The organism is Kribbella pratensis, from assembly GCF_004366075.1.
Classification (GTDB): Bacteria; Actinomycetota; Actinomycetes; order Propionibacteriales; family Kribbellaceae; genus Kribbella; species Kribbella pratensis.
The window spans coordinates 246346-269272 of record NZ_SODU01000001.1 but is presented as its reverse complement, the minus strand read 5'-3'; the positions used below and the strand labels follow the sequence as shown (position 1 = coordinate 269272).

General features: G+C 68.5%; 19 protein-coding genes and 1 tRNA gene. 9 read left to right on the top strand and 11 right to left on the bottom strand.

The window, feature by feature from the left end; translation table 11 throughout:
* Positions 1-194: 194 nt before the first annotated feature.
* A complete protein-coding gene (locus tag EV137_RS01260; protein WP_134125896.1) occupies positions 195-1721 on the bottom strand; it encodes a M4 family metallopeptidase in 1527 nt (508 codons plus the stop codon).
* 311 nt (positions 1722-2032) lie between these two features.
* Complete coding sequence (gene whiA, locus EV137_RS01255; protein WP_130448357.1) at positions 2033-3016, bottom strand: DNA-binding protein WhiA; 984 nt, start codon at positions 3014-3016, stop codon at positions 2033-2035.
* Positions 3017-3135: 119 nt separating this feature from the next.
* On the opposite strand from whiA, the gene EV137_RS01250 reads away from it, so the two are divergent.
* Both EV137_RS01250 and EV137_RS01245 read left to right on the top strand, forming a co-directional pair.
* Entirely contained in the window at positions 3136-3642 is a 507-nt protein-coding gene (locus EV137_RS01250) for a SigE family RNA polymerase sigma factor (RefSeq protein WP_134004778.1), read from the top strand.
* Positions 3639-5042 carry a hypothetical protein gene (locus EV137_RS01245; RefSeq protein ID WP_134125894.1) on the top strand — a complete coding sequence of 468 codons (1404 nt, stop codon included), beginning with the start codon at positions 3639-3641 and terminating at the stop codon, positions 5040-5042. Before EV137_RS01250 ends, EV137_RS01245 begins: the two co-directional genes overlap by 4 nt.
* Here EV137_RS01245 and EV137_RS01240 read toward each other — a convergent pair.
* From EV137_RS01240 to uvrC, 3 genes are read right to left on the bottom strand one after another with little or no spacing between them, the layout of a single operon-like run.
* Entirely contained in the window at positions 5039-5986 is a 948-nt protein-coding gene (locus tag EV137_RS01240; protein ID WP_134004782.1) for a gluconeogenesis factor YvcK family protein, read from the bottom strand. The two genes, EV137_RS01245 and EV137_RS01240, sit on opposite strands and share 4 nt — an antisense overlap.
* Positions 5983-6849 (bottom strand): RNase adapter RapZ, encoded by an 867-nt coding sequence (gene rapZ, locus EV137_RS01235; protein ID WP_130385510.1) that lies wholly within the window; start codon positions 6847-6849, stop codon positions 5983-5985. The genes EV137_RS01240 and rapZ overlap by 4 nt, the downstream gene beginning before the upstream one ends.
* Positions 6849-8879: an excinuclease ABC subunit UvrC gene (gene uvrC / locus EV137_RS01230; protein WP_134125892.1), complete on the bottom strand. Its 2031-nt coding sequence runs from the start codon at positions 8877-8879 to the stop codon at positions 6849-6851. Before uvrC ends, rapZ begins: the two co-directional genes overlap by 1 nt.
* An 82-nt stretch (positions 8880-8961) precedes the next feature.
* Here uvrC and EV137_RS01225 point away from each other — a divergent pair, with 82 nt between their 5' ends.
* Both EV137_RS01225 and EV137_RS01220 read left to right on the top strand, forming a co-directional pair.
* Positions 8962-9417 (top strand): DUF6194 family protein, encoded by a 456-nt coding sequence (locus tag EV137_RS01225; protein ID WP_134125890.1) that lies wholly within the window; start codon positions 8962-8964, stop codon positions 9415-9417.
* Positions 9418-9566: 149 nt separating this feature from the next.
* Positions 9567-10793 (top strand): S8 family peptidase, encoded by a 1227-nt coding sequence (locus EV137_RS01220; RefSeq protein ID WP_134125888.1) that lies wholly within the window; start codon positions 9567-9569, stop codon positions 10791-10793.
* 114 nt (positions 10794-10907) lie between these two features.
* On the opposite strand, the gene EV137_RS01215 is transcribed toward EV137_RS01220, so the two are convergent.
* Positions 10908-11489, bottom strand: coding sequence for a Rieske (2Fe-2S) protein (locus tag EV137_RS01215; RefSeq protein WP_134004790.1), 582 nt, complete (start codon positions 11487-11489; stop codon positions 10908-10910).
* A gap of 126 nt (positions 11490-11615) precedes the next feature.
* Positions 11616-12479, bottom strand: coding sequence for a MinD/ParA family ATP-binding protein (locus tag EV137_RS01210; protein WP_134125887.1), 864 nt, complete (start codon positions 12477-12479; stop codon positions 11616-11618).
* Positions 12480-12707: 228 nt separating this feature from the next.
* On the opposite strand from EV137_RS01210, the gene EV137_RS01205 reads away from it, so the two are divergent.
* Positions 12708-13604, top strand: coding sequence for a hypothetical protein (locus tag EV137_RS01205; protein ID WP_134125886.1), 897 nt, complete (start codon positions 12708-12710; stop codon positions 13602-13604).
* Positions 13605-13612: 8 nt separating this feature from the next.
* Here the strand turns inward: EV137_RS01205 and uvrA are convergent, their stop codons facing one another.
* On the bottom strand, positions 13613-16657 hold the full coding sequence (gene uvrA / locus EV137_RS01200; RefSeq protein WP_134004796.1) for an excinuclease ABC subunit UvrA: 3045 nt from the start codon (positions 16655-16657) through the stop codon (positions 13613-13615).
* A 215-nt stretch (positions 16658-16872) separates the two neighbouring features.
* Between uvrA and EV137_RS01195 the strand changes: the two genes are divergently transcribed.
* Positions 16873-17532, top strand: a complete 660-nt coding sequence (locus tag EV137_RS01195; RefSeq protein WP_134004798.1) for an MBL fold metallo-hydrolase — start codon at positions 16873-16875, stop codon at positions 17530-17532.
* Between the two features lie 132 nt (positions 17533-17664).
* Here the strand turns inward: EV137_RS01195 and EV137_RS01190 are convergent, their stop codons facing one another.
* Entirely contained in the window at positions 17665-18369 is a 705-nt protein-coding gene (locus tag EV137_RS01190; RefSeq protein WP_238175017.1) for a tetratricopeptide repeat protein, read from the bottom strand.
* 23 nt (positions 18370-18392) lie between these two features.
* Here EV137_RS01190 and EV137_RS01185 point away from each other — a divergent pair, with 23 nt between their 5' ends.
* On the top strand, positions 18393-18926 hold the full coding sequence (locus tag EV137_RS01185; protein WP_134125885.1) for a GNAT family N-acetyltransferase: 534 nt from the start codon (positions 18393-18395) through the stop codon (positions 18924-18926).
* Here EV137_RS01185 and EV137_RS01180 read toward each other — a convergent pair.
* Entirely contained in the window at positions 18916-19869 is a 954-nt protein-coding gene (locus EV137_RS01180; protein ID WP_134004802.1) for a S1C family serine protease, read from the bottom strand. The genes EV137_RS01185 and EV137_RS01180 overlap by 11 nt on opposite strands.
* Before the next feature lie 111 nt (positions 19870-19980).
* Here EV137_RS01180 and EV137_RS01175 point away from each other — a divergent pair, with 111 nt between their 5' ends.
* Both EV137_RS01175 and EV137_RS01170 read left to right on the top strand, forming a co-directional pair.
* On the top strand, positions 19981-20529 hold the full coding sequence (locus tag EV137_RS01175; RefSeq protein ID WP_134125884.1) for a TetR/AcrR family transcriptional regulator: 549 nt from the start codon (positions 19981-19983) through the stop codon (positions 20527-20529).
* 81 nt (positions 20530-20610) lie between these two features.
* A complete protein-coding gene (locus EV137_RS01170) occupies positions 20611-22785 on the top strand; it encodes an MMPL family transporter (RefSeq protein ID WP_134125883.1) in 2175 nt (724 codons plus the stop codon).
* 39 nt (positions 22786-22824) lie between these two features.
* Here EV137_RS01170 and EV137_RS01165 read toward each other — a convergent pair.
* Positions 22825-22898 (bottom strand) — tRNA-Pro (locus tag EV137_RS01165).
* Between the last annotated feature and the right edge of the window lie 29 nt (positions 22899-22927).

The window sequence follows — 22927 nt, the reverse complement described above, 5'->3', positions numbered from 1 at the left end:
TCCTCAGAACTAGCTTTGGCACTGCCGCTACAGCCCGAACACTAGCCCAACAGCCCACTCGATCAACTGGTAGCGTCCAGATGAGACCACCGGTTATTTTTCACGGCTTCAGACCAGACCACTGGCTGGTACGACGAACGGCGATTTCCGGAATGTCTCTCCGGAAACCGCCGTTCGCACTGCTGTTCACTCAACTACGGCAGAACGTTCAACCCCACCCACGCCTTGTCCACCGCGGCCCGCTCGGCGCTGCTCGCGCCGTACAGGTCCGTCGCGGCGTTCAGCGTCGCGGTCCGGGCGCCGTGGTAGTCGGTCCGGGACGTCATGTACGTCGTCAGCGCGCGGTACCAGATCTTCTCGGCCTTGCTGAGGCCGATCCCGGTGACCGTGACGCCGTTGGCGGCCGGGCTGTTGTACGCGATGCCGTTGATCGTCTTCGCGCCGCTGCCCTCGGACAGCAGGTAGAAGAAGTGGTTGCCGACACCGGACGAGTAGTGCACGTTGAGCCGGCCGACGCTCTTCGACCACGAGTCGGCGGAGGCGCCGTCCAGCGACGGCTTGTCGAGCCGCCGGATGTAGTTCGTGGCCGGGTTGTAGTCGGTGAAGATCTCCTCACCGAGCACGTAGTCCGGGGTGTCCTGGCTGTTGGCGGCGTACCACTCGACGGCCGTGCCGAAGATGTCCGACGTGGACTCGTTCAGGCCGCCGGACTCGCCGCTGTAGCGCAGGCCTGCGGTGCGGCTGGTGACGCCGTGGCTCATCTCGTGCCCGGCGATGTCCAGCTCGACGAGCGGGCCGATCCCCTGGCTCGGGTCGCCGTCCCCGTACTTCATGCAGAAGCAGGAGTCACTCCAGGAGGCGTTCACGTACGCGCCGTCGTGGACGTAGGACTTCGCGCCCTTGCCGTCGTTCGCGATGCCGTTGCGGCCGTGCACGTTCTTGTAGTAGTCCCACGTCTTGGCGATGCCGTAGTGGGCGTCGACGCCGGCCGTCTGCGCGTTCGAGTTGCTGCCGGTCCCCCAGACGTTGTCGGCGTCGGAGAACAGCGTGCCGGCGTTGTACGTCGCGTTGCCGCCGCGGACCGGGTCGACCATCGTCCAGCTGGTGCCGGACTTCGTGGTGTCCAGGCCGACAGTGCCGACGTACAGGCCGGTGCCGCTGCCGAGGTCGTCGTTCACCGTGGTCCAGCTGTCCAGGACCTTGCCGTTCTGGGCGTCGACGTACGTCTCGGTGCCGGTCGGCTCGCCGTTGGCCTGGCGGCCCTCGCTGACGACCTTGTACGCGAGCTTGGACTGGCCGGCGTTCGTGACGAAGACGACGAGCTGCTGCTTGGCGGACTTCTGCTTGGTGGCAGCGGCTGCGGACGCGGCAGAGACAGCAGGCTTCACGGACAGGGCGAGCTTGCCGACCCCACCGGTCGCCGACCGGGTCTTGCCGGCCTTGTCCTGGTGTACGACGACGTCGCCGCCGACGACCGGCAGACCTTGGTACGTGCGGTCGAACCGGACGTGGCTGCTGCCATCGCCGTCCACGACGACGTCACGGACGACCAGGTCGCTGCCGTCGCCGATGCCGAGCTGTGCGGCGTTGGCGCGGGCAGCGGCCACCGGGGACACGGCGGAGCCACCGGGTTGGGCGGCCTGCACGTTGACGGTGATGGTGACGACGGCCAGACCGGCGATCGCGGTCGCGGCCAGACCGGCGCGATGAATGCGCTTCATGCGTTACTCCTTGGGCGGGAGACGCGCGCGATCCGGGAAAGGATGTGCGCGAATGGGCACGCACACCCTCGGCGAGCCACCCGCCAAAAGGAACCGGTCAGGTTCGAAAACCCCGGAAATCCCGGGAAAACCTTCGGCCGCGCCGCCCCGCCCCCGCAGTCATCCGGGGGTGGGACGGACGGAGATCAGCGCTCGATCAGTCGAGACCGAGCGCGGGTTTCGCGGCCCGTGATCCGGCCGCCCTCTCCTTCGCGCCGTCAGCGGTCTGTCCGGCTTGGCCGTTCATCCATCTGCTGCCGCTAACGATCCGGTCAGGCCGGGTCGAGCATCTCCGGGGTGAGGTTTGCTTCGGTGTTCGGGACGCCGAGGTCGCTGGCGCGCTTGTCGGCCATCGCGAGCAGCCGGCGGATCCGGCCGGCGACGGCATCCTTGGTGAGGGCCGGCTCGTGCAGCTGGCCAAGCTCTTCGAGGCTGGCCTGCTTGTGCTCCAGCCGCAGCTTGCCCGCGACCTGTAGGTGATCCGGTACGTCGTCGCCGAGAATCTCCAGCGCCCGCTCGACGCGCGCGCCCGCGGCCACCGCGGCTCGTGCGGAGCGACGCAGGTTCGCGTCGTCGAAGTTGGCCAGCCGGTTCGCGGTCGCGCGGACCTCGCGACGCATCCGCCGCTCTTCCCACGCCAGCACGGACTCATGTGCACCGAGGCGCGTGAGCAGAGCGCCGATCGCGTCACCGTCGCGGATCACCACGCGGTCCACGTTCCGCACCTCGCGCGCCTTCGAACCGATCCCGAGCCGCCGCGCCGCACCGACCAGTGCGAGCGCCGCCTCCGGCCCGGGGCAGGTCACCTCGAGTGAGGACGACCGGCCCGGCTCGGTCAGCGAACCGTGCGCGAGGAACGCACCGCGCCAGGCCGCCACAGCGTCACAGGACGCACCGGAAACGACCGCGGGCGGGAGCCCGCGGACCGGACGCCCACGGTTGTCCACCAGGCCGGTCTGCCGCGCGAGCGCGTCACCGTCCCGGACGACGCGAACGACGTACTTGGTCTGCTTCCGGATGCCCGAGGGCGAGATCACGACCACGTCCGACGGGTGACCGAAGATTTCCGCGATGTCCTTGCGCAGCCGCCGGGCAGCGGCGCCGCTGTCCAGTTCGGCCTCGACGACGATGCGTCCGGACACCAGGTGCAGCCCGCCGGCGAACCGCAGGATCGACGAGACCTCAGCCTTGCGGCAACACGGTTTCGTCACCTGAATACTGGTCAACTCGGACTTCACCTGTGCTGTCATCGCCATGAAGGCCATCCTCCCACCCGTGTCAAAGACCCAACGGGCGGAAGCTGCCCCGGTTACGCGCATTGCAACCTTTCCGCGCGCTGAGTGCGTTACTCCGGCGAAGTTCTGAGAGGAGGGGCATGAAGGGACCGGACGACGCCGAGTTCACCGAGTTCGCCGCGACCACGATCCGGCGGCTGCGCAGAACGGCGTACCTGATGTGTGGCGACTGGCACCGGGCGGAGGACGCGGCGCAGGACGCGCTGGTGAAGGTGTACCGCCGCTGGCACCGGATCGACCGCACCCAAGGGCTGAACGGGTACGCGCACCAATGCCTGGTCACGGCCGTGTTCGACCAGTCCAGGAAACCGTGGCGGCGGGAGCGGCTCGTCGACGCCGACGAGAACACAGGGCCGCAGCCCGATCCGGTCGGCGCCGTCGACGACCGGATGCTCGTCGTACAGGCGCTCGGCGCGCTGCCGCCGAGCCAACGTGCGTGCGTCGTACTGCGGCACTACACCGACCTCAGCCTCGAACAGACCGCCGACATCCTCGGCATCGGCGTGGGCGGCGTGAAGAGCCAGACGTCCCGCGGCCTCACCCGCCTCCGCGAACTTCTCGACCAGACCGAAAGGAGCGCCTCATGACCACGGACATCGAACGCTTGCTGGCCGCTGCCGCCGACGACTCCGACCAGCCACTGACCACCGACGTCGACGATCTGCTCGTCCGGGCCCGGCGCTCCGTGCGGAAGACCCGGATCGCAACGGTCTCGACGGCGGTCCTCACCACGGGCGTCATCATCGCCGGTGTCGCCACGTGGTCCGCGAACCGCAGCGAGACCACCGGTCCAGCGGACGGCCCGAGGCTCACGCTGGATCCGACGACCGGTCGGGTCATCAAGGACGAGACCGGCGCGCAGGTCCAGGCGCCTCCGCCGGTCAGCCAGCTCAGCGATGCCAACCTGCGCGACCAGTGCAAGCAGGCCGACAAGGAGTACGTCGACTTCTTGCGCGAGCACGGTGCCAACCCCCTCGACAAACTTCAGCCGCTCGACGCCCGCTGGAAGGTCGTCGCGAAGGCCGGCACCGGCAACCGAGTACAGGCGATTTTCCTGTCGCCGGACCGGTCCATCGTCAGCACCTGCACGCTGATGAGCGTCGGGCAGGCGCAGTCCTACGGCCGGGTGAGCACAAAGGCGGACGCGTCGATCAAGTCTCCGGGCGGGGTGGCGAACCGGGTTCCGGACGGTGTCCCCGAGGTCCTGGTCAACCTCGACGGCGAGACCGAGCCGCGGCAGGCACTTCTCGGCGAGAACGGTTTCTACTCGCTGGGATTCGACGCCTCGACCAGCGGGCGGGTGCGGCAGGTCCGCGGGTACGACGAGCAAGGCCGCAAGGTCTTCGAGTACACACGACCGCCGCTCCCGACCACGAGGCCGTCTGTCCCGGACAGCGTCACGGTCAAGACCGCCGAGCCGATCACCCCGAACGTCGTACGGACAAAAGACCCGTTGACCGGGAAGGCTCTCGCTCCCGCGCCGCCGGTCAGTCCACTGACCGACGAGCAGGTCACCACGCGGTGCCGTGAAGTGGACGACATCTACTTCAGTGGCAGCAGTGGAGCTCAGGATCCGCGGATCAAGGCCGCCGGCCCGGTCACGAAGGAGTGGCAGGTCGCGCTCAAGACGGGCACCGGCAACAAGCTCACCGCCGTACTGATCTCGCCGGACAAGAAGGTGTACGCGTGGTGCCACATGCTGGCGCCGACGGCCAAGGGCGCGTACGACTACACGCGGAGCGCCGTACAGGCGAACGGGAAGTTCGCCGACGACTTCAGCTTCGGGATGGTGCCGGACGGCGTCGCGCAGCTCGTCGTCGACCTGCCGAAGCAGGGCCCGACCCGCGCGCTGATCTCGAACGGCTACTACATCTGGGGCCTCACCGGCGGGAACTCGGACATCAAGAACGTCCGAGTTCGCGGGTACGACGCCCAGGGCAAGCAGGTGTACACCGCCAAGAAGGACGTGGACGCCGACTTCGACTAGGGCCTTAAGAAGATCTCCCGGTAGACCTTGGCGAGTTTGTCCGGTGCGTGGTGGAGCTCGCGGTCCTCGTCGGCGATGTCGGCGATCACCAGCTCGGCCCCGAGGGATTCCGCCGTACGGCGGAGCGACTCGGGGTCGGGCACGTGACCGGCGTCGGCGAGTACGACGTCGATCCGGAGATCCGGCGCGTGGCCGGCCAGCACCTCCAGATGCGTCTCGGGCGAGAACCCGTCGGTCTCCCCCTTCTGCTCCCCCAGGTTCAATGTCAGGAGCCGGCGGGCGCTCGTCTGCTCGAGACCGCGGCACAATGCGGGCACCAGCAGGTTCGGGATGACGGAGGTGAACCAGGATCCCGGCCCGACCACGACCCAGTCCGCTTCCGCGATCGCCACCAGGGCCTCGGGACAAGCCGGCGGGTCGGCCGGATCCAGCGCGACGTCGACGACGTGGCCCTCGGTCGACGCCACCTCGGCCTGACCGCGGATCTCCGTGATCAGCTCCGGATGCTCGGGATCCAGCCCGAGCACCCGCGCAGTGATGTCCAGCGGTACGGCGGACATCGGCAGCACCCGGCCCTCCGCGCCGAGCAGCCGGCCGACCCAGTCGAGTCCGTCGACCGCCTCGCCGAGCAGCTCCCACAACGCGACGATCAGCAGATTGCCGACGGCGTGGTCGTGCAGCTCACCGTTGCTGCGGAAGCGATGCTGCAGTACGTCGGCCCACGTCCGGCCCCACTCGTCGTCACGGCAGAGCGCGGCCAGCGCCATCCGCAGATCACCTGGTGGCAGTACGCCGAGCTCTCGACGCAGCCGCCCGGACGAGCCTCCGTTGTCGGCGACCGTGACGACGGCGGTCAGTTGATCGGTGACATGACGAAGCGCGGAAAGGGATGCGGCCAGGCCATGTCCCCCACCCAGTGCGACGACCCTGGGCGCCCGGCTCACTCCCGCCCCAGATCCCGGTGTACCACTAACGTCGGTGACCCCTTCTCGCGCAGCCTGCGGGCGATCTCCTCCGCCATCGCAACGCTGCGGTGCTTACCCCCGGTGCAGCCGATCGCGACAGTGACGAAGCGCTTGCCCTCGTTCAGGTAGCCGGTCCGCAGGGTGTCCAGCACGTCCACGTAGTTCTGCAGGAACTGCTGGGCCAGCGGATGGCCGAGCACGAAGTCTGACACAGGCTTGTCCTGCCCGGTCATCGGGCGCAGGTCGGGCTGCCAGTACGGGTTCGGGATGAAGCGCATGTCGGCGACCACGTCGGCGTCCACCGGGATGCCGTACTTGAACCCGAACGACACCACGGTCGCTCGCAGCTCCGCGTTCTCCTCGTCGCCGAACGCGTTCACGATCTTCGCGGCGAGCTGGTGGATGTTCAAGCTCGAGGTGTCGATCACCAGATCGGCGCCGGCCCGGATGTCGCCGAGCAGCTCGCGCTCGCGCTGGATGCCGTCGAGTAGCCTGCCCTCGCCCTGCAGCGGGTGCGGCCGGCGCACGCTCTCCTGCCGCCGCACGATGACGTCGTCGGACGCCTCCAGGAACAACGTCAGCGGCCGGTACCCCTTCAGCCGCAGGTCGTGGATCGCAGAGCTCAGTTCCTCGAAGAACAGGCCGGTCCGGACGTCGACGACGACCGCGAGCCGCGGTGCCGCGCCGGTCCCGACGACCTGCTCGACGAGCGTGGTCAGGAACATCGGCGGCAGGTTGTCCACCACGAACCAGCCGAGGTCCTCCAGTACGTCGGCGACGGAGCTCCGTCCCGCGCCCGACATACCGGACACGATGATGAGGTTGCCGCCTGTATCGTCCATCAGTTCTCAGTTCTCCCTGGATCCCCGTCAGGCGTCTCGGCCGGCGCCGGGACGTCGTCCCCCAGTATCTCGCCTGTGGCCGTGTTCACCGACGGAGCCCGGCCGGTTTCCGCCTTCGTTGCGGCAGCGTTAACCGCGAGTACGACGGACTCCGCCGTACGGCGCCCGAAACCGGGCAGATCCGCCACCTCGTCGATCGTGGCCAGCCGCAACTTCTTCAGCGACCCGAAGTGCCGCAGCAGCGTCTTGCGCCGGACCTCACCAAGCCCCGGCACCTCGTCGAGGACGCTCTCGACCATCGACTTCGACCGCCGGTTGCGGTGGTGCGTGATCGCGAACCGGTGCGCCTCGTCCCGGAGCCGCTGCAGCAGGTAGAGGCCTTCCGACGTCCGCGAGAAGATCACCGGGTCTTCCTCGTCCGGCAGCCACACCTCCTCCAGGCGCTTCGCCAGGCCACAGACCGGGATGTCGCCGAGGCCGAGCTCGTCCATCGCCTGCCGGGCCGCCGCGACCTGCGGAGGACCACCGTCGACGACCACGAGGCCGGGTGCGTACGAGAACTTCTTCGCCCGCCCGGTCTCCGGGTCGATCAGCGTGCCGCTCGGATCCTCGTCACCGGTCATCGTCGCGCGCTCGTCGAGCAGCCGCTTGAACCGCCGGGTCAGCACCTCGGCGATCGAGGCGACGTCGTTCTGCCCGTCGACGCCCTTGATCACGAACCGCCGGTACTCGCTCTTGCGCGGCAGTCCGTCCTCGAACACGACCATCGAGGCGACCACCTCGGTGCCCTGCAGGTTCGAGACGTCGTAGCACTCCAGCCGCAGCGGCGCCTCGGGCAGGTCGAGCGCGGCCTGGATCTCCTCGAGCGCCTGGTTGCGCGTGGTCAGGTCGCTGGCCCGCTTGGTCTTGTGCATCGTCAGCGTCTGCAGCGCGTTCCGCTCGACGGTCTCCATCAGCGCCTTCTTGTCGCCGCGCTGCGGGACCCGGATGTCCACCCGCGCGCCACGTGTCGCCTCGAGCCACTCGGTCAGTGCGGCCGCGTCCTCGGGCATCGTCGGGACCAGGATCTCCCGCGGGATCGCGTCGGCCGAGTCCCCGGCGTACGTCTGCTGGATGAACCGGGACACCAGGTCGGCGGTGGACGCCGTACCGTCGGCCTTGTCGGCGATGAAGCCTCGTTCACCGCGGATCCGGCCGCCGCGGACGTAGAAGATCTGGACCGCGACCTCGAGCGGGTCCTCGCTGAGCGCGATCACGTCCGTGTCGGTGCCGTCGCCGAGGACCACCGCGTTCTTGGCCAGTGCCTTCTCCAGGGCGGCCAGGTCGTCGCGGATCTTCGCGGCCCGCTCGTACTCGAGCTCGGCGGCCGCGGCCTGCATCTCCTTCTGCAGCCGGCGCACGTACGTCGCGGTCTGGCCGGAGAGGAACGCGGCGAAGTCGTCGACGATCTGCCGGTGCTCCTCCTGGGTCACCTGCCCCGTGCAGGGCGCGGCGCACTTGCCGATGTACCCGAGCAGACAGGGCCGGCCGATCTGGCGGTGCCGGTTGAACACGCCCTTGCTGCAGGAGCGCATCGGGAACACCCGGAGCAGCAGGTCGACGGTCTCCCGGATCGCCCACGCGTGGCTGTACGGACCGAAGTACCGCACGCCCTTCTTCTTCTGGCCGCGACCGACCATCACCCGCGGATACTCCTCGTTGAGGGTGATCGCGAGCCACGGGTACGACTTGTCGTCGCGGTACTTCACGTTGAAGCGCGGGTCGTACTCCTTGATCCAGGAGTACTCCAGCTGCAGCGACTCGACCTCCGTCGAGACCACCGTCCACTCGACCTTCGCGGCCGTCGTCACCATCGCCTGCGTGCGCGGGTGCAGGTTCACCAGGTCCTGGAAGTACGACGACAGCCGCGCGCGCAGGTTCTTCGCCTTGCCGACGTAGATCACCCGGCCGCCGGAGTCGCTGAAACGGTAGACACCGGGCGAGTCGGGGATCGATCCCGGAGCAGGACGGTACGAGGACGGATCAGCCACCCAACCACCCTAGTTCGGCCTGCCGACAAATCCGGAATCGCGGGAAAGTTTCTAACGCAGGTTCAATGACAGACTTGAAGGTATGAGAGTTGAAGAACTGGACCGACTGATTCGCGCGTACGACGGCGTCCGGGTGCTCGAGGCCCAGGACGACCTGTTCTACCTGTACGACCCGGCCGCCGACCTGCCCGCGGAGCGGCAGCAACCGTTCGCCACCATCGTCACCGGTGACCACTACGAGAAGGTGTCCCGGCTCGACGAGCCCGGCTCCTGGCGTCTCAACCTCGGCCTCACCAAGACGACGTACACGTCCTTGTTCGGACCGGTGCCGACCGAGCGCGACGCCGACTGGGTGCTCGACTCGGGCCACGACTACGCCGCCCGTGACGTGTTGATGCCACATCCGTTCTATGCCGCTCAGCACTGGGTCGCGATCGTCGACCCGACCGGTCTGGACCAACTGCTCCCGTTGATCGTGGAGGCGTACGAGTTCGCGGCGCGCAAGTATTCCAATCACCAGATGCGGCAAACCAGCTGAAGATTGCGGTCGTATTGCGGGTTGAGTCATAAGGCTGAGTTGACCCCCGGCTGGGATGGGCGCGCTCCCTAGCGTGTGGACCAGGGTAGATGCGCAGGTCCTTTGCGTGAGGCAACAAGGCCTTGCGCTGACTCGAGGGAGTTCCGCCCATGTTCCCACCCCTTCGGATATCACGCGCCCTGCAGCGCCGTCTTTTGGGTGCTGCAGCTGCATCCGCGCTCGCCGTCACCGGGATCGCCGTCACCGCGGCCGGTAGTGACGCGTCGCAAACCGCTCCCGCGACGATCCGCGGCGCCGGCAGCTCGAACGCGATCCCCGGCAGCTACATCGTCGTACTGGCCGGCCAGAACTCGCGGGCACAGACCCGGGCCGCGACCCAGAGCCTGGCCTCGAGCTACGACGTCAAGATCAACAAGCAGTTCGACTCGTCGATCAAGGGCTTCTCCGCCGGCATGACCGAGGACCAGGCGAAGAAGCTGGCCGGTGACAAACGGGTCGCGTTCGTCCAGCAGAACCAGAAGATCACGGTCAGCCAGGACGACCCGCCGTGGGGCCTGGACCGCGCCGACCAGCGCGACCTGCCGCTGGACAAGAAGTACGAGGCGTCGACCACCGCCGAGAACGTGAACGTCTACGTGATCGACACCGGGATCTACGCCGCCCACAAGGACTTCGGCGACCGCGCGTCGGTCGGCACCGACACGGTCGGCGACGGCCAGAACGGCGTCGACTGCATGGGCCACGGCAGCCACGTGGCCGGCACCATCGCGGGCACGACGTACGGCCTGGCCAAGGGTGCGAAGGTCGTCGGCGTCCGGGTGCTCGACTGCAAGGGCTCCGGCTCGACCGAGTCTGTTGTGGCCGGGATCGACTGGGTGACCAAGAACGCCAAGAAGCCGGCGGTCGCGAACATGAGCCTCGGCGGCGGCGCCGACGACGCCCTCGACGCGGCGGTCAAGGCCTCGGTCGACTCCGGTGTCACGTACGCCGTTGCTGCCGGCAACGAAAGCGCGGACGCCTGCCAGGGCTCGCCGGCACGGGAGCCTTCGGCGATCACCGTCGGCGCCACCGACGACCAGGACAAGCGCGCGGAGTTCTCGAACTTCGGCAAGTGCGTGGACCTGTTCGCACCGGGCGTCGACATCACCTCGGTCGGCATCACCGGGCCGGACGCCACCGCGAAGATGAGCGGTACGTCGATGGCCACGCCGCACGTCGCCGGCGGGGTCGCGCTGTACCTGGCCGACCACCCGGACGCCACGCCGGCCGACGTCGCCAAGGCATTGGTCGACACCTCGACCGCCGACAAGGTCGGCGACCCGGGCACAGGCTCGCCGAACAAGCTCCTGTTCGTCGGGGCAGCCGACCAGTCCTGACCCATTTCATGGGTTGACCCATGAGATAGGGGGTTCCCCACCCTGATTCCGGGTGGGGAACCCCCCATTTGCCTGATGGAGCCACCAATTTGACTGGTCAGCCCAGCAAATCGGTCAGGCGGACTCGACGATGTTGCCGCCCTCGACCTTCACGTTCACGGCCGGCAGGGCCGTCTGCGCGGGCCCGCTGACCGGGCTGCCGTCGGTGATACTGAAGTGGCTGTTGTGGAACGGGCAGACGATCTGGCCGCCCTCCACCGAGCCGATCGGGTTGCCCTGGTGCGTGCACACCGCGGAGAAACCCTTGTACTGCCCCGCGGTCGGCTGCGTCACCACGACCTTCGCGTCGGTGAACACCTTCCCGCCGCCGACCGGTACGTCGGACACCGGGCCGAGCACCGCACCGCCACCGGCCGGCGCACTCGATGACGGGGCACTCGACGAAGGGGCGCTCGACGAGGCGCTGCCGCTGGCGCTCGGCGCCGAGTTCGAGCCGCTCGCGGACGGCGTCGTACCGCCGCCCGAGGCGTCGTCACTGCCACCGCAGGCCGCGAGGATCGGCGCGCTGGCACCCGCGAGCGCGACCATCGCCGCGCAACGGAGCACCGTCCGCCGGTCGCGCAGACCGTCGGCCGCCTTGGCCAGTCCATCGGCCTGCGGCGGTGTGGTGGCTGGTGCCATCGTGTCATCGCTCATGAATCCGGACCTCCAGGAGCCTGCTGATCGAAGTAGTTGAACGCTATATACCGAGTCAAACGGGCGGATCGGCCGAACGGTTCAACGCCGGTGGGATTGAACCGCAGTTTGAAGGTTTGCTGTGAATCAGCTGGCAGTCCGCGTCACGATCCCGACGACACGCGCCGCGAGTTCCAGGACGGCGCGCCGCGTCTCGGTCTCCAGTTCGCTCGAGTGCAGCGGCCAGGCGCCGGCGATGTGCGGGTCGTACGGCACCACAACGGGATCCAGTCCGCGCTGCCGGAACGCGTCGACCAGCCAACGGGCTGTGTCGAGAGTGGAACTGTCGACCACCGTGATCACGACGACGCCGCGGTTGAGCAGCACGTCCTGTCCGGCAGGCGCCAGCTGATCGAGCTGCTGCAGGCAGTACGCCGCGATGTCCGGCGCCGACGGTACGACGAGGACCGTGCAGTGTCCGGTGTTCGCCATCTCGGTGGCGATCTCGTCGAACATGCTGCCCGGGCAGTCCACGACGGCGAGACCGACGTCCCGCGCACCCTGACTCTGCGCGGCGGCGAGCGTCGACCGCAGCGCCGGAACGGTGGGGTCGCTGCGGACCAGACTCGCACCCTCCATCGCGCCCGAGCCACGGGTCAGCTCGAGCCGTCGCGACAGCTCGGCACCGCCCGGATCGACGTCGACCGCAACCACCCGGTCCGCCCGCTGGGCCGCCAGCGTCGTGGACAGCAGCGCCGTCACCGTCGACGTACCGCCGTTCAGCACCGGGCTCGTCACCCCGACCCGGCGGGCGATCGCGATCGGGCGGCGACAGGTGGCGATCAGGTCAACCTCATGCTGCAGGCGGCCGGATCCACCGATCAGGTACGCCGCCTCGGCCGCAACCCGCCGAAACTTGTCGAACACCGACTCCTCACTGTCACCCGCCGAGCGCCTCCAATCCGCGGGCGGCTGGTCCCGCTGGTACGCCGCCTGCGCCGGGTGCTCCACGTACGGCTGCTGCTTGTCCGGTTGCTGGTGGGGGTGCTGTTGGTGGTCTGCCTGGGGTTGGATCGCAGGCTGATCTGCAGGTGGGAGTGAGGGCTGAGGCGCGGGTTGCTCGGGTTCTTGGGTCTGTTCAGGTGGTGCCGACTGCCCCGACATTCGGCGCAGCATGTCCCCCTGCCAGTCAGACTCAGTCATCGCCCGGCACACTTTAGTGGTGGGAGAGGCCTGGAGATGACTGGTACGACGAACGACTCGACGGTTCTGAAGGCGATCGCGGACCTGGCGCCGATGTGGATGCCGGGATGCGTCGTCGATACCGCCGAACGCACGGTCGAGGTCGGCTGGGGCCGCGGCGCGTTGCAGATGTCGGCCGTCGTCGGCCTCGGCGAGATCATCGACCGGTGCCGTCAGCTCCCCCAGCAGCTCTGGGCCGAGCAGATCGAGGCCTGGCTGCGCGCGGTCGTCGCTGAGGGCGAGCTGGCCACGGAGGAACACCGGTTCGGCGACGTCGCCGTACGTCAGCGCGCGATGCTGCTGCAGCGCGGCTGGTCGGCGCGAACCTCTGGTCCGGTGGCGGACGCGTTGATCCCGTTCGGCGACCATTTCGAGGTCGTGGTTTTCATCGGCACCGGCGCGGACTACCGTCGGCTGACCGTCGTACGGCGCTCCATGCTCGGGCTCGGTGATCCCGACGTACCGTCGCCGGTGCAGTTGACGCTCGAGCACATCTCGGACCTGCGGCCGGTGGAGCACGACGGCTTCTCGGTGCTCTCCCGCGACGACGACCCACTCGTGTCGATGGCGATCGTCGACCGCGAGAAGTTGTTGCCCCAGGCCTCCATCGGACTCGGCGTGCTGGTCGGCGTACCGAGGTTGAGCAGCGTCGCCTTCTGCGCAGCCGATGCGGGACAGCAGATCGCCGACAGGTTGGCGCAGTACGTCGCCGACACCTACCGCGATGCGCCGGACCAGTGCAGCCCCGACCTGTACTGGTTGCAGGGCGACCGCATGGTTCAGGTGCCGGTCACGCTTGCGAAGCCGCCGGCAGTCATGCTGCCGGCGGCGTTGCTGCCGTCACCGCGCCGCACCTGGGTCCGGCACCTCTGGCAGCAGCTCTTCCGTCGCTGACTCTCTGGTCAGCCTGCGACGCGCTTCCTGGCAGCCGTCTTCTTCGCCGGCGCAGCCTTCTTGGCCGCCGTGCTCTTCTTGGCACCGCCGTTCTTCGCGGCGGTGGTCTTTGCGACGGCCGTCTTCTTTGTTGCGGTGGTCTTCTTCGCAACCGCCTTCTTCGCCGGCACCGACTTCGCCGCGGCCTGCTTGGCGCTCGGCTTGGCCGCGCGACCCCTGAGGATCTCGGCGAGGAACTGCCCGGTGTACGACGCGGGGTTGGCCGCGACCTGCTCCGGCGTACCTTCCGCAACCAGGGTGCCGCCGCGACGTCCGCCGTCGGGGCCGAGGTCGATGATCCAGTCGGCGGTCTTGATGACGTCGAGGTTGTGCTCGATCACCAGCACCGAGTTGCCCTTGTCGACCAGACCGTTGAGAACGCCGAGCAGCTTGCGGATGTCCTCGAAGTGCAGGCCCGTCGTCGGCTCGTCCAGCACGTACACCGTGCGGCCTGTCGACCGCCGCTGCAGCTCGGACGCCAGCTTGACGCGCTGCGCCTCACCGCCGGACAGCGTCGGCGCCGGCTGCCCGAGCCGTACGTACCCGAGGCCGACCTCGACGAGCGTCTTCAGGTGCCGCGAGATCGCCGGGATCGCCGCGAAGAACTCGGCCGCCTCCTCGATCGGCATGTCCAGCACGTCCGCGACCGTCTTGCTCTTGTAGTGCACTTCGAGCGTCTCGCGGTTGTACCGGGCGCCGTGGCACACCTCGCACGGGACATACACGTCCGGCAGGAAGTTCATCTCGATCTTCAGCGTGCCGTCACCCGAGCAGGCCTCGCAGCGGCCGCCCTTCACGTTGAACGAGAAGCGACCCTGCTGGTACCCGCGGACCTTCGCCTCAGGCGTGTCCGCGAACAGCTTCCGGATGTGGTCCCACACGCCGGTGTACGTCGCCGGGTTGGACCGCGGCGTGCGGCCGATCGGCGACTGGTCGACGTGGATGACCTTGTCGACCAGCTCCATCCCGGAGATCTTCGTGTGCCGTCCGGGCACCGCGCGGGCACCGTAGATCTGCCGCGCCAGCGATGTGTAGAGGATGTCGTTCACCAGCGTCGACTTGCCCGAGCCGGACACCCCGGTGACCGCGACGAACACCCCGAGCGGGATGGTGACGTCGAGATCCTTCAGGTTGTTCTGGCGCGCGCCGTACACGGTCAGCTCGCGGCCCTCGGTGAGCGGCCGCCGTACCGCCGGGATCGGGATCTCCCGTCGGCCCGACACGTAGGCGCCGGTGATCGAGTCCGGGTGGTTGCGCAGGTCCTCGACCGTGCCGGACACGACGACCTGGCCGCCGTGCTCACCGGCGCCCGGGCCGATGTCGACGACCCAGTCCGCGTGGTCGATGGTGTCCTCGTCGTGCTCGACGACGATCAGCGTGTTGCCGAGCTCCTTGAGCCGGACCAGCGTGTCGATGAGCCGCCGGTTGTCCCGCTGGTGCAGGCCGATCGACGGCTCGTCGAGCACATAAAGTACGCCGACCAGACCCGAACCGATCTGCGTCGCCAGCCGGATCCGCTGCGCCTCACCTCCGGACAGCGAACCCGCCGGCCGGCTCAGCGCGAGGTAGTCCAGACCGACGTCGAGCAGGAACCGCAGCCGCTCGCCGATCTCCTTGACCACGCGCTCGGCGATCTGCTTCTCACGCGGGCTCAACTCCATCTGCGACAGGAATCCGTGCACCTCGTCGATCGACATCGCGCTGATCTCCGCGATGTTCTTCCCGCCGAGCGTGACCGCCAGCGAGATCGGCTTCAGCCGCGCGCCGTTGCAGGCCAGGCACGGCACCTCGCGCATGTACTCCTCGAAGCGCTCCCGCCCGGTGTCGCTCGACGCCTCCGCGTGCCGCCGCTCGACGTACGGGATGACGCCTTCGAAGCTCGTGTAGTACGACCGCTCGCGGCCGTAGCGGTTCTGGTACGAGACGTGGACCTGTTTGTCGTGACCGGTGAGCAGCGCCTTCTTCGCCTTCGCCGGCAGCTCCCCGAACGGCGTGCTGGTCTTGAACTTCAGGTCCTTCGCCAGCGCCTCCAGCAGCCGCTCGAAGTACTGCGAGACGTTCTGCCCCGCCCACGGCTGGATCGCGCCCTCGTCGAGCGACTTGGACGGGTCCGGAACCAGCAGCTCCGGGTCGACCTCCATCCGGGTCCCGAGACCGGTGCACACCGGGCAGGCGCCGTACGGCGAGTTGAACGAGAACGACCGCGGCTCGAGCTCGTCGATCGCGAGCGGGTGATCGTTCGGGCAGGCGAGCTTCTCGGAGAACCGGCGCTCGCGGTGCGGGTCGTCCTCCGGCAGGTCGACGAAGTCCAGCACGAGCAGCCCGCTGGCCAGACCGAGCGCGGTCTCGACCGAGTCGGTGAGCCGCTGCTTGGCGGAGCTCTTCACCGCCAGCCGGTCGACGACGACGTCGATGTCGTGCTTCTTCTGCTTGTCGAGTTTCGGCGGGTCGGTGAGCTGGATCGTCTCGCCGTCGACCCGGGCCCGGGACAGACCCTGACCGGTCAGCTGGCGGAAGAGATCCAGGTACTCCCCCTTGCGGCCGCGGACGACCGGCGCGAGCACCTGGAACCGGGTGCCCTCCTCCAGCTCGAGCACCCGGTCGACGATCTGCTGCGGCGTCTGCCGCGCGATCGGCTCGCCGCACTCCGGGCAGTGCGGCCGCCCGGCGCGGGCGAACAGCAGCCGGAGGTAGTCGTACACCTCGGTGATCGTGCCGACGGTGGACCGCGGGTTCCGCGAGGTGGACTTCTGGTCGATCGAGACGGCCGGCGACAAGCCCTCGATGAAGTCGACGTCCGGCTTGTCCATCTGGCCGAGGAACTGCCGTGCGTACGCCGAGAGCGACTCGACGTACCGCCGCTGGCCCTCGGCGAAGATCGTGTCGAAGGCCAGGCTGGACTTCCCGGACCCGGACAGGCCGGTGAAGACGATCATGGCGTCCCGCGGCAGGTCGACCGAGACGTCTTTCAGGTTGTGCTCACGCGCTCCGCGCACGATCAGACGGTCAGACACAAGCTCACTCTCAGCCGTTCTCGAGGGGTTCCGGGTGGTGCTGGGGGTGCATCTCTGGCATGCCCGGTCATGCTAACGAGGCCCACCGACAAAAACTTCCGCCTGCCGAATCCGGAAGCCTCTTCGAAAGTATATTCGATCGCCGCAGGTGGTGGCTGCACCGGTGGTCGGGAGGTGCGAGGATCGGCGTGTCACCGAGATCAGGGAGAGGCGAGATGCCGGAGTACCACGGGAACGTGAAGGTCGGCGGGGCAGCGCAGACGCACGAGCTGGCCCACTTGATGATCACCAAGGTCGCGGTCGGGCCGATGGACAACAACGCGTACCTGTTGCGCTGCCGGCATACCGACGAGCAGGTGCTGATCGACGCCGCGAACGAAGCGGACACCCTGCTGCGGCTGATCGGTGACGGCGGCCTCGCGCGGGTGATCACCACGCACCGCCACCAGGACCACTGGGAGGCGCTCGCCGAGGTCGTCGCCCGCACCGGCGCCACCACGGTCGCCGGCCGGTACGACGCCGAGGGCATCCCGGTCCCCACCGACCAGCCCGTCGACGACGGCGACCACATCGCCGTCGGCCGGTGCAGCCTCCGCGTCATCCACCTCGTCGGTCACACCCCGGGCTCGATCGCACTCCTGTACGACGACCCCGACGGCGCACCCCACCTCTTCACCGGCGACTCGCTCTTCCCCGGCGGCGTCGGCAACACCCAGGGCGACGCCGAGCGCTTCACCTCACTCCTGAACGACGTCGAGACCAAACTCTTCGCCGACCTCCCCGACGAAACCTGGGTCTACCCCGGCCACGGCTCCGACACCACCCTCGGCACCGAACGCCCCAACCTCCCCGAATGGCGCAACCGCGGCTGGTAACCACTCGCGGTCAGCTGGTCGTGTGCAGCTCGACAGGTAGAGCACCAGCGAGACGCTGTACGCACAACCACAATCACGCTGAGGTGCACTACCCAGCCAACCGATACCTCCTGTCCAACTGCACACCCGCCATTAGATGCGTGAGCGGGCGGCTTCGATTTGTTCGGTGATCTTTGTGGCGCCGGATGTGGTGGCGAGGGTTGTGGCTTCGGCGGCTAGGGCTCGGGCGTCGTCGGGGCGGTTCTGGGCTATTGCCAGGTAGATGAGGCCCACCAGGTTGGCGGCGACGCCGGCGGTGAAATTGAGGGTGCGGCGGAGTGCGGTGGACTCCTCCAGCAGGTCGCGGGCTTTGGGGTAGTCGTCGGCCATGTGGGCGGCGATGCCTAGGTGGCGGAGGGCGTACGAGAGGGTTAGTTGGTCGCCGGTCTTGCGGCACAGGTCGGCGGCCTGGGTGAGGAAGGGGATGGCGGTCGGGTTGTCGTCGCGGACGACCTGGTGGAAGCAGCCGATCCAGAACAACGCCTCGGCCTCGCCGCGCTCGTCGCCGGCGCCACGGAACAGGTCCGCCGCGCGCTCGAAGTACGCGAGCTCCTCCACCGGGTCGACGTGCGACACACCCGGCTGCTCGGCGCGCGACTCCGGCCGGTCGACGTGCGACTCTTCCGGCGGGTCGGCGTGCGGTTGCAGGAAGCGGCAGTGGAGGATTCGGCCGCGTTGCAGGAGCAGCCGGGCCTCGACCGTGTCCAGTGCGCGGTCGGCGGCGGGCAGGCCGTCGTACTCGCCGTTGAAGATCGCCCGCTCGTACAGTTCGTCGACCTGCCGCATGAGTTCGTCCACCCGGCCGATCCTAGGATGCCTGCATGACCGGCTTCGCGGAATATGAGCCCGGGGCCGCTCGCAAGACGGCCGACGTCCTCGTGCGCCCGGCGGTGGAGGCGGATCTGACAACCTGCGCCGAGCTGATCGTCACGCGAACCGGCGGGTCGGTCGACGAGCGCCGGAGCAGGCTCCAAGCCGACCTCCAGAACCCCGACCGGTACCCCGCCGTCGCCGAGATCGATGGTCAAGTCGTCGGGTACGGCGCCGTGATCCGGCACCAGATCTCCCCCGCCGACCCGCCCACAACGGCTCCGGACGGGTACTACCTGATCGGGCTGATCGTCTCGAACGAGTGGCGCCGCCACGGCATCGGCGACCTGCTCACCCAGGACCGCATCCGCTGGACCGCCGAGCGCGCCGACGAGATCTACACCTTCGTCAATCTCTCCAACGGCGCCATTCTCGATCTCACCCGCCGCTTCGGGTTCAGCGAGGTCACCCGCGACTTCACCTTCCCGAACGCGCCCCTAAAACCCGGCACCTGCGTGCTCCTGCGTGCCGAACTCAATCACTGAGCTCGGCCGGGTAGGCGATCACGTCCACGAGCGCGTTGTTCCGGATCGCGGTGATCTCGGTACGGCGCGCGATCGCGTCCTCGAACAACTGACGCTGCAGAGACTGAGCATCCCGAAGCTGTACGCCGTTCACGGCCAGGACGAGATCGCCCTGCCGTAGACCCGCGGCCGCCGCCGGACTGGCCGGAATGACCTCGACGACGCGCAGAGCCGAGCGCTGATCGAACCGTTCCGCGAGCGCCGGCTGCAGCGGCGCGGGCTTGGTCACGAGCCCGAGGTACGCGCGACGCACGCGACCGTCGTGCAGCAGCGAGTAGATGATCCGGCGCGTGGTCTGGTTGACCGGCACCGCGAGACCCAGCCCGATCCCGGCCACCGCGGTGTTGATCCCGATCACCCGCCCGTTGCCGTCGGCAAGCGCCCCGCCTGAGTTGCCCGGGTTCAGCGCTGCGTCGGTCTGGATCACGTCCTCGATGATGCGCTGAGCGGAGCCACTGCGCACCGGCAACGACCGGCCCAGCGCACTCACCACGCCGGCCGTCACGCTCCCGGCCAGGCCGAGCGGATTCCCGACGGCAACCACCAGGTTCCCGACCTTCAGCACGTCCGCGTCGCCGTACTCCGGCGGATCTGGGATCTCCCGGTCGGCCCGCAGTACGGCGAGGTCGGACAGCCGGTCCACCCCGACCACCCGGGCCTGCGCCGTCGTACCGTCCGCGAACTCGGCCGACGCCTCGACGCCGTCGCCGACCACGTGCGCGTTCGTGAGCAGATGCCCGTCGCCGGTCAGGACGACGGCGGAGCCGGACGAGTCGCCGCGCCGGCTGTGGATCCGCAGGCTCGCGACCCGCGGGATCAGGTGTGCCGCCACGCCCGAGACCACCCGGGAGTAGGCGTCCAGTACGTCGTCCCCGGCCACCCCGTCGGCAATCTCGTCAGCCATCGCTCTCGCCTCCTGAATTACATCATTACACCGAAGACAACCACGTGGCCCGGACCACAAAACTGACCGATCGGTTGAAAACTGGCCGATCGGTCAGTCATGATGCATGACATGGCAGTTACCACCCCGGCGCGGGAGCGGACCAGGCGCGAGATCGTGCGTCAGGCGATGGACCTGTTCCAGGCCGCCGGCTACAACGCGACGTCACTGCAGGACATCGCGACCGCGGCCGGTTGCTCCAAGGCGACCGTGCTGTACCACTTCAGCGGCAAGCCCGCCGTCCTCGCCGCCGTCCTCGAGCCCGCCGCCGCCGACGTGGCCGCGCTCGTCAAGGCCGCCGCCGAGCTGTCCCGCGCCGACGCACAGGAGCTCGCCATCCGGAGCTTCATCGATCTCGCCGTCGTCCATCGCGGCGTGGTCGACGTGCTCCAGGACATCCTCCCGGTGATCGAGCAGATGCCCGAGGTCGCGCAACTCGTCGCCGACGGCATGCAGCTCTCGGACTACCTGGCCGGGTCCGACGACCCACTCGAGCAGGACCTGGCGAAGTTCGCCATCAACGGCCTCCTCGGCGAGTGCCGGCACGCGCAGGAACGCACCGACGACGACCTCCGAAGACTCTGCGACATCGCCCTGCGGAGAATCCTCCGCCGCGCCTGAGCCCCGACCCGACTCCCCCGCCGCCACGGGGCGATCACTTCTGCCCGTACGCCGTACCGATCTGAACGGACGCTCTTCACGATGGCCAATCTGCTGTACCGGCTCGGCCGGTTCTCCTATCAGCGCAGGCGCCTGGTCGCCGCCCTGTGGGCGCTGTTCCTCGTCGTCCTCGGCGTCGGTGCGCTGACACTGGGCGGCAAGACCGCGAACACATTCTCGATCCCGGGCACCGAGTCGCAACGCGCGCTCGACGCGCTCAAGCAAGAGCTACCGGCCGCCAGCGGTGCGTCCGCCACGGTCGTGGTGAAGGCGCCCGACGGCAAAACGCTCGCAGACCCGACCGTGAAGGCCGCCGTCGGCGCCACCGTCGCCAAGGTCGCGAAGGTGCCCGAGGTGATCGCGGCGATCGACCCGTTCACCAGCAAGGCGATCAGCCCGGACGGTACGACGGGATTGATCAGCGTCCAGTTCGACAAGCCGGCCGACGAGCTGTCGCACGAGAGCAGCGACGGGTACGACGGACTGAGCGGACTCAGCTCGGGTGATCTCCAGGTGGTGCCGGGCGGACAGATCAAGGCCGGCGTACCGGAGATCGGCGCGACCGAGGTGCTCGGTGTGGCGGTCGCGGCTGTGGTACTGGTCGTCACGTTCGGATCGCTCGTGGCGGCCGGGATGACGCTGGTGACGGCGCTGCTCGGCGTGCTGGCCGGGATGGCCGGGTTGTTCATCGTGACCGCGTTCACCGACGTGTCGTCGACGGCGCCGATCCTGGCGCTGATGCTCGGACTCGCCGTTGGGATCGACTACTCGCTGTTCATCAGCTCGCGGCACCGGTCGCAGCTCGGCGAAGGCATGGATCCGGAGGAGTCCGTCGCGCGAGCGACTGCGACGGCCGGGTCAGCGGTGTTGTTCGCCGGCGCGACCGTGGTGATCGCGCTCGCCGGGTTGTCCGTGGTCGGCGTACCGTTCCTGACCGCGATGGGCCTGGCCGCAGCGGCAACCGTGCTGACCGCCGTCCTCGTGGCGCTGACGTTGCTGCCGGCACTGCTCGGGTTCGTGGGGAACCGGGTGCTGCCGCGGAAGCTGCGCAAGTCACCGGCCGCGGCGACTCACAAGGAAGGCTTCGGTTTCCGGTGGGGTCGGCTGGTGACCCGATTGCGGGTGCCGATCGTTGCTGTCGGCATCATCGGCTTGGGCTTGCTCGCGATCCCGGCGAAGGACATGCAGCTCGCGCTGCCGGACGGTGCTTCGGCGGCGGCCGGGAGCAACCAGCGGGTCGCGTACGACCTGACGGCCGCGGCGTTCGGGCCGGGCGCCAACGGGCCGCTGGTGGTTGTTGTGAAGAGCAACGACGCGGCGACGTCCAACGCGCTGGTGCAGCAGGTGCTGGGCAAGGCGCAAGGCCTGCCGGATGTGGTCGCGGCGCAGCCGGCCGCGGCGAGTCAGGACGGTACGACGCGATTGCTGCAGGTGATCCCGAAGAGCGGGCCGGCCAGCGAGGAAACCGCTGATCTCGTGAAGAACCTGCGGTCGGCGGTGCAGCCGCTCGCCACGGGCGACGCGAGTATCTCGGTGACCGGGAACACGGCGGTCGGCGTCGATGTGTCGAACAAGTTGTCCGACGCGTTGCCGACGTACCTGTTCGTCGTGATCGGGCTCTCGTTCCTGCTGTTGCTGCTGGCGTTCCGGTCGGTGCTGGTGCCGTTGAAGGCGACGCTCGGGTTCGTGCTGACGATCGGGGCGACGTTCGGGATCACGATCGCGGTCTTCCAGGAAGGGCATCTGGCGAGCCTGGTCGGGATCGACTCCCCCGGTCCGCTGGTGAGCTTCCTGCCGATCATCATGATGGGCATCCTGTTCGGGCTGGCGATGGACTACGAGGTGTTCATCGTGTCCCGGGTCCGGGAGGAGTTCGTGCACGGGCGGCACGCGAACGACGCGACCGTCCAGGGCCTCGGTCACGGTGCGCGCGTGGTCACCGCCGCGGCGCTGATCATGGCGTCGGTCTTCGCGGGTTTCATCCTCGTCGAGGACCCGATCATCAAGGCGATCGGCTTCGGCCTCACCATCGGTGTCCTGATCGACGCCTTCGTCGTCCGGATGACCCTGGTTCCCGCCATCCTCAGCCTCCTCGGCGACCGGGCCTGGTGGTTCCCGAAGTGGCTGGACCGGATCACCCCGCGCGTCGACATCGAGGGCGAGTCCCTCAAGGTCGCCGACGAGCCCGAGCCCAGGCAACTGGCCGACGTCCACTGAAACGCAGAAGAGGGGCACCTGTTGGGTGCCCCTCGAATGTCGGGCTGACAGGATTTGAACCTGCGGTCTTCTGGCCCCCAGCCAGACGCGTTACCAAACTACGCCACAGCCCGATGGACGCTCCGAAGAGCGAGCCGGGGTA

Excerpts from the sequence above, each read along its gene's own strand:
- whiA (WP_130448357.1), bottom strand. The coding sequence starts at position 3,016 with ATGGCGATGACAGCACAGGTGAAGTCCGAGTTGACCAGTATTCAGGTG.
- EV137_RS01175 (WP_134125884.1), top strand. The coding sequence starts at position 19,981 with ATGGCAGTTACCACCCCGGCGCGGGAGCGGACCAGGCGCGAGATCGTG.
- EV137_RS01180 (WP_134004802.1), bottom strand. The coding sequence starts at position 19,869 with ATGGCTGACGAGATTGCCGACGGGGTGGCCGGGGACGACGTACTGGAC.
- EV137_RS01260 (WP_134125896.1), bottom strand. The coding sequence starts at position 1,721 with ATGAAGCGCATTCATCGCGCCGGTCTGGCCGCGACCGCGATCGCCGGT.
- EV137_RS01205 (WP_134125886.1), top strand. The coding sequence starts at position 12,708 with ATGACTGGTACGACGAACGACTCGACGGTTCTGAAGGCGATCGCGGAC.
- EV137_RS01220 (WP_134125888.1), top strand. The coding sequence starts at position 9,567 with ATGTTCCCACCCCTTCGGATATCACGCGCCCTGCAGCGCCGTCTTTTG.
- rapZ (WP_130385510.1), bottom strand. The coding sequence starts at position 6,849 with ATGGACGATACAGGCGGCAACCTCATCATCGTGTCCGGTATGTCGGGC.
- EV137_RS01245 (WP_134125894.1), top strand. The coding sequence starts at position 3,639 with ATGACCACGGACATCGAACGCTTGCTGGCCGCTGCCGCCGACGACTCC.
- EV137_RS01185 (WP_134125885.1), top strand. The coding sequence starts at position 18,393 with ATGACCGGCTTCGCGGAATATGAGCCCGGGGCCGCTCGCAAGACGGCC.
- EV137_RS01170 (WP_134125883.1), top strand. The coding sequence starts at position 20,611 with ATGGCCAATCTGCTGTACCGGCTCGGCCGGTTCTCCTATCAGCGCAGG.
- EV137_RS01250 (WP_134004778.1), top strand. The coding sequence starts at position 3,136 with ATGAAGGGACCGGACGACGCCGAGTTCACCGAGTTCGCCGCGACCACG.
- EV137_RS01225 (WP_134125890.1), top strand. The coding sequence starts at position 8,962 with ATGAGAGTTGAAGAACTGGACCGACTGATTCGCGCGTACGACGGCGTC.
- EV137_RS01215 (WP_134004790.1), bottom strand. The coding sequence starts at position 11,489 with ATGAGCGATGACACGATGGCACCAGCCACCACACCGCCGCAGGCCGAT.
- EV137_RS01195 (WP_134004798.1), top strand. The coding sequence starts at position 16,873 with ATGCCGGAGTACCACGGGAACGTGAAGGTCGGCGGGGCAGCGCAGACG.